Here is a 7,875-nt window from a genome sequence, read left to right on the forward strand (position 1 = left end):
GCGGCGTACGCGGCGGCCGGGGCCCTCGGCCTGTTCGGGTTCGGCGGGCTGGCGCGCGGCCGGGCCGGGCGGGCCTGGGTGCTCGGTCTGTTCGGCCGCTACCGCGGGACCGTCCGGCGCACCGGCCTGCTGTGGGTGAACCCGTTGCTGCTGCGCCGCCGGGTCGACGTGCGGCTGCGCCACTGGCGCAGTGAGCCGATGCAGGCGGCCGACCGCGGTGGGGTGGCGCTGCGGGCGGTCGTCCTGGTCGTGTGGCGGGTGCGCGACACCGCGCGGGCCGCCCTGGGCGTCGAGGACCACGAGAGGTACGTGCGCGAGTGCGTCGAGGCGGCGCTGCTCCGGGTCCGGGTGGAGGCGCCGGGTGAGCCGAGCGGTACGGCGGGCACGGCGCAGGACGCGCTGACCCGGCTGGTCGCGGCGGACGCCGGCCCGGTGGGGATCGAGGTGTTCGCGGTGCGGCCGGTCCGGGTGGAGTACGCCCCCGAGGTGGCCGCCGCCATACACCGGCGCCTGATCGCCGAGCTGGACGCCCGGCAGCGGGCGAGCGCGCTCACCTCGGTCGTGGACTCGGTGGAGGACACGGTGACCCGGCTGACCCTGCGAGGCCTGGTGGACCTGGACGACTACGAGCGCAAGGTGCTGGTGAAGGACCTGACGGTGGCGTTCTGCGCGGGGCGGGGGGAGACGGAGCCGTAGAACGTGCCGCGGCCGGGCCGGGCCGGGTGCGGGGAGGCGCCGAACGGGCTGCGTTATTGGTATGGACATGATCAAGCGGCAGCCCTAATCTGAGACTTGGTCTAGACCTACCTGCACCAGCTCACCGAAACTCCCCCCACGTTCCCCAGGAGCGGCAGCATGCGCACACAGACCAAGCTGTACGCAGCCGCGGTGGGGCTGGCCACGACCGGAGCGCTCGTGCTCTCCTCCGGCGGCGCCAGCAGCCACGGCTACACCGATCTGCCCATCAGCAGACAGAAGCTCTGCCAGAACGGCAGCGTCACCAACTGCGGTTCCATCCAGTGGGAGCCGCAGAGCGTCGAGGGCCCGAAGGGCTTCCCCGGCTCCGGCGCCGCCGACGGTCAGCTCTGTTCGGCCAACAACACGCGGTTCGCCCAGCTCGACAGCCCGAAGACGCCCTCGGGCGGCGCCTGGCCGACCACCAGGGTGTCGGGCGGCCAGAACTACACCTTCCGGTGGCAGTTCACGGCCATGCACGCCACCAGCGACTTCTCGTACTACATCACCAAGCCGGGCTGGAACCAGAACCACAACCTGGCCCGGTCCGACCTCAACCTCACCCCGTTCCTGAAGGTGCCCTACAACGGGCAGCGCCCGCCGCAGACGCTCTCGCACAGCGGCACGATCCCGTCCGGGCTGAGCGGGCGCCACGTCATCCTCGCGGTGTGGTCGGTCGCCGACACGACCAACGCGTTCTACGCCTGCTCGGACGTCACCTTCTGACACCGCTCCCCGGCGTCGCCCGTTCGGCGCCGCACCCCGGCGCTGCTCCCCGGCCGGGCACGACGAAGGGCCTCCCGCTTCCGCGAGAGGCCCTTCACTGTGCGCCGCCAGGGACTCGAACCCCGGACCCGCTGATTAAGAGTCAGCTGCTCTAACCAACTGAGCTAGCGGCGCGTGACTCCCGCCGTCCGCTTCCGCAGTCGGCGACGCGGAAAATACTACCCGCTCCCGAGGGGTGCTTCCGACCGCGTGCCGGCCCGGCGCCTCCCGGCGCCCGCTGCCTAGATCACCAGCGACAGCAGCACCGGAGCCGCGTTGCGGTTGAGGGCGTCGGCGGCCTGGCGCAGGCGGTGGGCGTGCTCGACGGGCAGGGACAGGGCCAGGCAGCCCACCGAGGAACCGGCGGTGACCGGGACGGCCGCGCAGACCGTGCCGATCGCGTACTCCTGGAGGTCGAGCACCGGCACCGTGGGCGGATGGGACGCCAGCCGGGAGAGCAGCACCTTGTCGCTGGTGATGGTGCGCGAGGTGAGCCGGACCGTCCGGTGCCGGGCGAGATGCTCGCGCCGGCCGTTGTGGTCCAGCTGGGTCAGCAGGCTCTTGCCGATGGCGGTGGCGTGGGCCGCGTCGCGGAAGTCCACCCACTCGTGGACCTTCGGGGCGGCCGGCCCGGCGGCGTACTGGGTGACCTCCACCTCGCCGTCCACGTACCGGCTCATGTAGACGGCGGCGCCGACACGGTCGCGGAGCCGGTCCAGGGTGCGCTGGAGTTTGCCGTGCAGCGCCGCTTCGTGTTCCTGGGCCGAGCCGAGGCGGGCGAAGGCCTCCCCGGCGACGTACGTGGCGTCGGCGCTCTGCTCCACGTAGGCCTCCCGGCGCAGCATCGACAGGAGCGTGGTCAGTCGCTCCGGGCCGAGGCCGGTCTCGCGGGCGAGCTGGGTGTCGGTGACTCCGGTGGTGTGCCGCGCCACCGTGTCCAGGACGCGCAGGGCGTCCTGGACCGAGTGGTGCGGGGCGGTCGGCTTGTGCTTCAGCGCCACGGTTTCCCCCTGCGCTCGCTCATGGTGCCGCAGTCCGGTCAGCGAATCCTCTCCACGATAGCCGTCAAGCGGCTTTCGGGGAGCGGGTGTTGACGAGATTGCGGCTCCCCCAACTGCGGTGCCGGTCCACGGGCATATGCCAAGGGGATGTCCCGGCGCGTGGACCTCGGGCGTTGCCCCGGAGGCCGCCCGCTCCGGAGGCCGCCCGCCCCCCGACATCGCCCCGCCGTCACAGGACCGCGCTGAGGAACTCCCGGGTCCGGTCGTGCTCGGGCTCGCTGAAGAGCTTCTCCGGCGGGGCCGACTCGATGATCCGGCCCTGGTCGAACATCAGGACACGGTCGGAGATGTCCCGGGCGAAGTTCATCTCGTGGGTGACGCAGAGCATCGTGATGTCGGTGGAGCGGGCGATGTCCCGCAGTACGTCCAGGACACCCGCGACCAGCTCCGGGTCGAGCGCCGAGGTCACCTCGTCGAGGAGCAGGACCTGCGGCCGCATCGCCAGCGCCCGCGCGATCGCCACCCGCTGCTGCTGACCGCCGGACAGCTGCGCGGGGTGCTTGTCGATGTGCTCGGTCAGCCCGACCATCTCGAGCAGTTCCCGCGCCCGGTCCTCGGCCTCGTCCTTGGACAGGCCGAGCACGGTGACCGGTGCCTCGGTGATGTTCCGCAGCACGGTCATGTTCGGGAACAGGTTGAAGTGCTGGAAGACCATCCCGATCTTCTTGCGGATCTCGCGGACCTGCTTCTCGGGTGCGGGGAACAGCTGCTCCCCGTCGACGGTGATCGTGCCCTCCTCGGGCTTCAGCAGCGTCATCAGCAGCCGCAGGATCGTCGTCTTTCCCGATCCGGACGGCCCGATCAGGGTGACGTGCTTGCCGGCGTCCACGGAGAAGTCCAGGTCGTCGAGGACCGTGTTGGTCCCGAACCGCTTGGTGACCTTCTCCAGCCGGATCAGCTCGCTGCCGGCGGCGCGGGCGGTGCCGGCCGCCGGGTCGGCCGCCTTCTCGGCTCCGGCGCCGGGGACGGGAGAGGTGCTGGGCTGGGTGCTGTCAGTGGACAAGGCGTCGCTCCAGGGCTCGGAGGGCAAGGGAGGCCAGGTAGGAGATGACGATGAAGGCGAGGCCGATCACCGTCAGGGGCTCGGTGAACTGGAAGTGCTGCTGGGAGAACAGGCGGGCCTCACCGAGCATCTCCAGCACGGTGATCGCCATCAGCAGGGGCGTGTCCTTCAGCATCGAGATGACGTAGTTGCCGAGCGCGGGGACCACCCTGCGCACGGCCTGCGGCAGGATCACCGCGGTCCACGTCCGGCGCAGCGGCAGGTTCAGGGCCGTCGCCGCCTCCCACTGGCCCACCGGCACGGCCTCGATGCCCGCGCGGTAGACCTGCATCGTGTACGTCGAGTAGTGCAGACCGATGGCGACGACACCCGTGGTCAGCGCCGAGAAGGTCACCCCCCACTCGGGCAGCACGTAGAACAGGAAGAACAGCTGCACCAGCAGCGGGGTGTTGCGGATGAACTCCGTCACCCCGCCGACCGGCCAGGTCACCCAGCGGGACGGCACCCGCATCAGCAGGGCCCACACCAGACCGAGGACGAACGAGATCAGTGAGCCGAGGACCAGGATCTGCAGGGTGACCAGCAGACCGTCCCAGAAGTACGGCATGAACTCGGAGACGGCGCTCCAGTCCCACTTCATCAGGCACCTCCCCCGCCGACACCGGTCGTCTCGGCCCGCTTCAGTTCCAGATCCGGTTCGGGCACGGGCTTCTTTCCGACGCCGGCCTTCAGCTTCTTCTCCAGACCGCGCATGATCCGGGTGAGTAGGAAGGCGATCACGAAGTAGATGATCAGGATGTACGTGTAGATCTCGGCGCTCTCCTGGAGGGCCAGGCGCACCAGGTTGCCGCTGAACGCCAGATCGCCCATGCCCATGATCGACACCAGGGCGGTGCCCTTGAGCAGCTCGACGAGCAGGTTGGAGAACGGCGGGATCATCTCCGGCACCGCCTGCGGCAGCAGGATCAGCCGCATCCGCTGCGCGGGCGTGAAGCTGAGCGCGATACCGCCCTCGCGCTGGGCCGGGTCGACGGCGGCCAGCGCGCCGCGCACGATCTCCGCGCCGTAGGCGCCGTAGGTCAGGCCGAGCGCCAGCGTGCCCGCCCACAGCGGCACCAGCTGCCAGCCGAAGGCCGGGGGCAGCACGAAGAACACCCAGAAGATCATCACCAGTGCCGAGGTGCCGCGGAACACCTCGATGTAGAGGCCCGCGAGGAAGCGGACGAACTTCAGCCGGTGGGTGCGCGCGATGCCGACCACGAAGGCGACCGCGGTCGCGAGCAGCCCGCTGAGCACCAGCAGCTGGATCGTGACCCAGACGCCCTTGAGGACGAGGTCCCAGAGTCCTGAGGTCATCCGCCGCACAGCTCCTTCGCGGTCAGATCCGTCATCTCGTCCTCGGTGAAACCGAACGGCCGCAGGATCCGCAGCAGCTCGCCGCTCTCCTTCAGCTTCGCCAGCTCCTCGTTGAAGGCGTCGCGCAGATTCGTCTCGGTGGGGCGGAACGCGAAGCCGCCGCCGTCGGTGTGCGGCTCACCGCCGACGATCGGCCGGAACGGCTCGGTGACCTCCGCCTTGGCGGACTTCTTCACCACCTCGCGGGTGGTGAGCGCCGTACCGGCGAAGACGTCGACCCGCCCGGCCTCCACCGCGTTCAGCCCGGCGACCTGGTCGGGGACGATCAGGATGTCGCCCTCCGGATATCCGGCCTCGACCGCGTACGCGATCTCCGCGTACCCGGTGCCGGTGGCGAACTTGGCCTTCTTCTCGACGACGTCCTTGTAGTTGTTCAACCCCTTCGGGTTGCCCTTGCGCACGATGAAGGAATCGAGCATCTGGTAATCGGGGTCGGAGAATATGACCTGTTCGCACCGCTCGGGATTGATGTACATCCCGGCGGCCACGACGTCGAACTGCTGCGAGTTCAGGCCCGGGATCAGCGAACCGAACTCGGTGGGCACGGGCTGTACCCGGTCCACGCCGAGCCGCTTGAAGACGACCTTCGCGAGCTCCGGCGCCTCCCCGGTCAGGTTGCCGTCCTTGTCGATGTACCCGAAGGGGATCTCGCCGGCGATGCCCAGGCGGACCACACCCGCCGCCTTGAGTCGTTCGAGCTGGTCACCGCCGCCCGTGCTCGCTTCGGTGGGTACGCGCGAGCAGCCCGCCGCGCCCAGTGCGCCGAGCGCCGCGACCCCCGCGAGCAGCGACCGGCGCGAGAGCCCGACGGGCGTGGACGCTTCCCCGCGTCGTCTCAGTGGTTTTCCCAGTGGTGGAGCCATGGCCGCGCGGCTACCCGAATCGAACCCGATTATTCCCGCCGGTTTCGGCCCCGTTCGGCGGTCGGGCGGTCTTGACCGGTGCGGGACGATGGGCTTCATGATGGACCGATATGTCGAGGTCTCGCTGGTCAAACGCGGAATCACCTGTACGGCCCGGTTGCTCGACGACCGCGCGCCGGTCACCTGCGCGGCCGTCTGGGATTACCTGCCCCTGTCCGGCGACGTCTACCACGCCAAATACGCCCGCAACGAGATCTATGCCCTTTTCCCGCCCTTCGCGGAATCCGAACCACCGCTGGAGAATCCGACGGTCACCCCCATTCCGGGAGATCTCTGCTATTTCTCCTTCGCGGGCGCGGAACTGGGCACCAAGGCCTACGGCTACGACCGCGAGGTCGGTCCCGGCGCCACGGTCGTGGACCTGGCCCTGTTCTACGAGCGCAACAACCTGCTGCTGAACGGCGACGTGGGCTGGGTGCCCGGCATCGTCTGGGGCCAGGTCGTCGAGGGCCTGGCGGAGATGGCCGACGGGTGCAACGACCTGTGGCGCACGGGCGCGGCGGGGGAGAGCCTCAGCTTCCGGCGGGCGTGAGTCCCGGCCCCCGGGCCGCCCCGGACGCGTGCAGCGCGTGGGCCGCCCGCAGCACCAGCGCGTCGGCGTGGCGGGCGGCCACGAGCTGGACGCCGATCGGCAGCCCGGCCGCGTCGGTGCCGACGGGGACGGTCGCCGCGGGCTGCTGGGTCAGGTTGAACGGGTAGGTGAACGGGGTCCAGCCCGTCCACCGCCGGTGGCCGGCCCCCTTCGGCACCTCCGCGCCCGCCTCGAACGCCGTGCGGGGCACGGTCGGGGTGACCAGCAGGTCGTAGGTGTCGTGGAAGCGGCCCATGCGCCGGCCCAGATCCATCCGGACGTCGACCGCCGCCAGGTAGTCCAGCGCCGACCGGCGCGCCCCGGTGGCGCAGATCTCCCGCAGTCCGGGATCCAGCAGCCCTCGTTGCTCACGGGTGAGGTGCTGCACCACCCGCGCCGCCCCGGAGAACCACAGGGTGTGGAAGGCGTCCGCCGGGTCCGAGAAGTCCGGGTCGGTCTCCTCCACGTACGCGCCGAGCGCGGCCAGCCGCTCCACCGCCCGCCGTACCGCCGCCGCGACCTCCGGCGCCACCGCCACCTGCCCGCCCAGCGACGGCGAGTACGCCACCCGCAGCCCCCGCACCCCGCCGTCCAGCCCTTGCCGGAACGAGCCGGGCGCCGGGGCCAGCGCCGACCAGTCGCGGGAGTCCGGTCCGCTGATCACATCCATCAGCAGCGCCGCGTCCGCCGCGTCCCGCGTCATCGGGCCGACGTGCGCCAGCGTGCCGAACGCGCTCGCCGGATACAGCGGCACCCTCCCGTACGTCGGCTTCAGCGCGAAGATTCCGCAGAACGCCGCCGGGATGCGGACGCTGCCCCCGCCGTCCGTCCCCAGCGCCAGCGGTCCCGCGCCCAGCGCCACGGCCGCCGCCGCGCCCCCGCTGGAGCCGCCCGCGGTGCGCGCCGGGTCGTACGGGTTGCGGGTGATGCCGCTGAGCGGGGAGTCCGTCACGCCCTTCCAGCCGAACTCGGGGGTCGTCGTCTTGCCCAGGAAGACGGCGCCGTGCTCCCGCAGCCGCGCCACCGACGGCGCGTCCTCGTCCCAGGGACCCGCCGGGTCGACGGCGCGCGAGCCGCGCAGGGTCGGGGCGCCACGCAGCAGCAGGATGTCCTTCACCGTGACCGGCACGCCGTCGAGCAGCCCGTGCGGCTCGCCGCGCCGCCACCGCTCCTCGGACGCGGCGGCCTGTTCCAGCGCCTGCTCGGGGAAGAGCCGGACGAACGCGTTCACCTCCGGCTGGATCTCCCGGGCCCGCTCCAGCGCCGCGCGGGTCACCGCCACGGGGCCGAACGCGCCGGTGCGGTAGCCGTCGAGGAGCTGCACGGCGGTGAGGGACGTGAGGGCGGTGCGGTCGGTGCCTTGGGTCATCCACGCTCCCGGGAGGTGAGGGGGGCCGGGCG

The 7,875-nt window shown here is 71.3% G+C and carries 9 protein-coding genes and 1 tRNA gene; 3 read left to right on the plus strand and 7 right to left on the minus strand.

Annotated elements, in window-relative coordinates; genetic code table 11:
- On the plus strand, nucleotides 1-696 hold a 696-nt coding region (locus AOK11_RS35845), incomplete at its 5' end, for an SPFH domain-containing protein (protein WP_055597819.1).
- 159 nt (nucleotides 697-855) lie between these two features.
- On the plus strand, nucleotides 856-1,461 hold the full coding sequence (locus tag AOK11_RS35850) for a lytic polysaccharide monooxygenase auxiliary activity family 9 protein (RefSeq protein ID WP_055597820.1): 606 nt from the start codon (nucleotides 856-858) through the stop codon (nucleotides 1,459-1,461).
- 100 nt (nucleotides 1,462-1,561) lie between these two features.
- On the opposite strand, the gene AOK11_RS35855 is transcribed toward AOK11_RS35850, so the two are convergent.
- From AOK11_RS35855 to ehuB, 6 genes are all read right to left on the minus strand, one after another.
- Nucleotides 1,562-1,635: transfer RNA gene (locus AOK11_RS35855), tRNA-Lys, on the minus strand.
- 107 nt (nucleotides 1,636-1,742) lie between these two features.
- Nucleotides 1,743-2,501, minus strand: coding sequence for an IclR family transcriptional regulator (locus tag AOK11_RS35860; protein WP_055597821.1), 759 nt, complete (start codon nucleotides 2,499-2,501; stop codon nucleotides 1,743-1,745).
- Nucleotides 2,502-2,730: 229 nt separating this feature from the next.
- A complete protein-coding gene (gene ehuA, locus AOK11_RS35865; protein WP_055597825.1) occupies nucleotides 2,731-3,459 on the minus strand; it encodes an ectoine/hydroxyectoine ABC transporter ATP-binding protein EhuA in 729 nt (242 codons plus the stop codon).
- A 94-nt stretch (nucleotides 3,460-3,553) separates the two neighbouring features.
- Nucleotides 3,554-4,204: an ectoine/hydroxyectoine ABC transporter permease subunit EhuD gene (ehuD, locus tag AOK11_RS35870; RefSeq protein WP_055597822.1), complete on the minus strand. Its 651-nt coding sequence runs from the start codon at nucleotides 4,202-4,204 to the stop codon at nucleotides 3,554-3,556.
- On the minus strand, nucleotides 4,204-4,920 hold the full coding sequence (gene ehuC, locus AOK11_RS35875; protein WP_055597826.1) for an ectoine/hydroxyectoine ABC transporter permease subunit EhuC: 717 nt from the start codon (nucleotides 4,918-4,920) through the stop codon (nucleotides 4,204-4,206). Before ehuC ends, ehuD begins: the two co-directional genes overlap by 1 nt.
- Entirely contained in the window at nucleotides 4,917-5,843 is a 927-nt protein-coding gene (gene ehuB / locus AOK11_RS35880) for an ectoine/hydroxyectoine ABC transporter substrate-binding protein EhuB (RefSeq protein ID WP_055597823.1), read from the minus strand. The genes ehuC and ehuB overlap by 4 nt, the downstream gene beginning before the upstream one ends.
- Before the next feature lie 97 nt (nucleotides 5,844-5,940).
- Here ehuB and AOK11_RS35885 point away from each other — a divergent pair, with 97 nt between their 5' ends.
- Nucleotides 5,941-6,435: a DUF3830 family protein gene (locus AOK11_RS35885; RefSeq protein WP_055597827.1), complete on the plus strand. Its 495-nt coding sequence runs from the start codon at nucleotides 5,941-5,943 to the stop codon at nucleotides 6,433-6,435.
- Here AOK11_RS35885 and AOK11_RS35890 read toward each other — a convergent pair.
- Complete coding sequence (locus tag AOK11_RS35890) at nucleotides 6,416-7,843, minus strand: amidase (RefSeq protein WP_055597824.1); 1,428 nt, start codon at nucleotides 7,841-7,843, stop codon at nucleotides 6,416-6,418. The two genes, AOK11_RS35885 and AOK11_RS35890, sit on opposite strands and share 20 nt — an antisense overlap.
- Nucleotides 7,844-7,875: the final 32 nt, after the last annotated feature.

Origin of the sequence: Streptomyces hirsutus (assembly GCF_001418415.1) — a bacterium.
In the GTDB taxonomy this organism is placed as follows: domain Bacteria; phylum Actinomycetota; class Actinomycetes; order Streptomycetales; family Streptomycetaceae; genus Streptomyces; species Streptomyces hirsutus.

Coding starts and splice junctions, on each gene's coding strand:
- AOK11_RS35890 (WP_055597824.1), bottom strand. CDS start 7,843: ATGACCCAAGGCACCGACCGCACCGCCCTCACGTCCCTCACCGCCGTG.
- ehuC (WP_055597826.1), bottom strand. CDS start 4,920: ATGACCTCAGGACTCTGGGACCTCGTCCTCAAGGGCGTCTGGGTCACG.
- AOK11_RS35850 (WP_055597820.1), top strand. CDS start 856: ATGCGCACACAGACCAAGCTGTACGCAGCCGCGGTGGGGCTGGCCACG.
- AOK11_RS35885 (WP_055597827.1), top strand. CDS start 5,941: ATGATGGACCGATATGTCGAGGTCTCGCTGGTCAAACGCGGAATCACC.
- ehuD (WP_055597822.1), bottom strand. CDS start 4,204: ATGAAGTGGGACTGGAGCGCCGTCTCCGAGTTCATGCCGTACTTCTGG.
- ehuB (WP_055597823.1), bottom strand. CDS start 5,843: ATGGCTCCACCACTGGGAAAACCACTGAGACGACGCGGGGAAGCGTCC.